Genomic DNA, 1,680 nt, shown 5'->3' with positions numbered 1-1,680 from the left:
TACGTAATCAGCGTCAACTTTCTTTTCTTCACCACCAATTTCGTAGGTAACAATTACACCATTTTCAACTTCTTCAACACCTTTAGCGGATGCATCTACTATTACTGTAACACCTTTGTTTATAAGGTCTTCTTTCACAATTTGAGTCATTTGTTTATCGAAGCCAGTTAAAATATCTTTACCTCCTTCAATAATTGTTACTATAGAACCGAGGGAAGCGTAAGCAGAGCCCAATTCAGTACCAATGTAACCACCACCGATTACAACCAATTTACTTGGAACTTCAGTTAAACTAAGTACACCTGTAGAGTTAATCACACGTTTTGTAAATTTAAATGTTGGAATTTCAACTGGGCGTGATCCAGTAGCTATAATTGCATTTTTAAATGTATATGTTTGAGCTGCATCTTTATTGGTTACTCGTATAGTGTTAGCATCCATGAAATAAGCTTCACCTTTTATCACTTCTACTTTATTGCTTTTTAATAACCCTTCTACACCACCTACTAATTTCTTTACAACGTTGTTTTTAAATTCTTGTACTTTTGCAAAATCAACATTTACACCAGAAGAAAAAATACCCATATTTTCTGAATGCTTTGTTTCCTCAAAACAATGACCTACAGAAATAAGTGCCTTAGATGGAATGCAGCCGACGTTAGCACATACGACGCCACCAAGATTCTCTCTTTCTATAATTGCCACTTGTTTCMCTAATTGTGAAGCTCTTATTGCAGCAACATATCCTCCAGGTCCAGAGCCAATTACGATTGTTTCTATTTCTCTCATATCCTTTTTCACACTCCTCCAAAAATTAGAAACAGGTAGGCCGAAATCGTTCATACTCTACACATTTTTCAATTTACTATTTTGTATTAGTACCATTCTTCTCTCATCCGTTTTTTCATAGTTCCGTTATGGAATTTCTATTAAGTGATCACCCCCCCAAAATAAGAAACCGAACAGTCTCTTTTCAGCGATAAAAATTACGGCTTACTTGGCCGTAATTTGTTTTTCCAATTCATCTAAAAGTCGTGACGATATTGTATCAATATAGACTGTATCTTGGTATAAGCGTGACAAGGCAAGTGCTCCTTCAAGAGAAGAAATCCAGATGATAGCAATCTGCTTTGCTTGAGTATCTGATCTTAACTCCCCTTGCTCAATTCCATTCGTAATAATCTTTTCAATCATTCCAAGTAATTGATTCATCGCTATCTGTGCTTGTTCTGCCATAAGTGGGTGGGAATCATCTGCTTCTAACGTTACATTCATGATTGGACAGCCTCCTGGAAGAGGATCATTATGAACGAGAGATGTAAAAACTGAAATAAAAGTTTTTAACTTATCCAACGTATTGGATTCTTTTTTTATCTCTTCGGCATAACGCACTCCCATTTGTGAAGTTGCGTGCTGAAAGGCTTGAACAGCCAAGTCATCTTTATTTTTGAAGTGACGATAAATACCACCCTTCTCTAGCCCAGTCTCTCGCATAATATCAGAAATTGAAGAACCACTATACCCCTTTACATTAAACAGAGCAGAGGAACGATCAAGAATCATTCTTTTTGTTAATTCACCTTTACGCATTGTGTCCTCCTAAAAGAAAACATTTGGTCTCTTTTTAGTATATGACAAACCGAAAAGAATTAGCAAGAAAAATAACGGAGAGAATCAATG

2 protein-coding genes are annotated in these 1,680 nt (G+C 36.0%); both read right to left on the bottom strand.

Features of this window, described 5'->3' with window-relative positions; genetic code table 11:
- Nucleotides 1-789: FAD-dependent oxidoreductase (locus AC1DTM_RS25410; protein WP_477001181.1), on the bottom strand; the 789-nt coding region annotated here is incomplete at its 3' end.
- A gap of 204 nt (nucleotides 790-993) precedes the next feature.
- Entirely contained in the window at nucleotides 994-1,590 is a 597-nt protein-coding gene (locus tag AC1DTM_RS25405) for a TetR/AcrR family transcriptional regulator (RefSeq protein WP_016101946.1), read from the bottom strand.
- Nucleotides 1,591-1,680: the final 90 nt, after the last annotated feature.

The organism is Bacillus sp. P4_D3 (genome assembly GCF_056401855.1).
Note: the sequence above shows the minus strand (reverse complement) of the source record. Positions and strands in the feature narration are given on the sequence as shown.

Bases quoted from the DNA above. Each gene is read 5' to 3' on its own strand.
- AC1DTM_RS25405 (WP_016101946.1), bottom strand. From the start codon at position 1,590: ATGCGTAAAGGTGAATTAACAAAAAGAATGATTCTTGATCGTTCCTCT.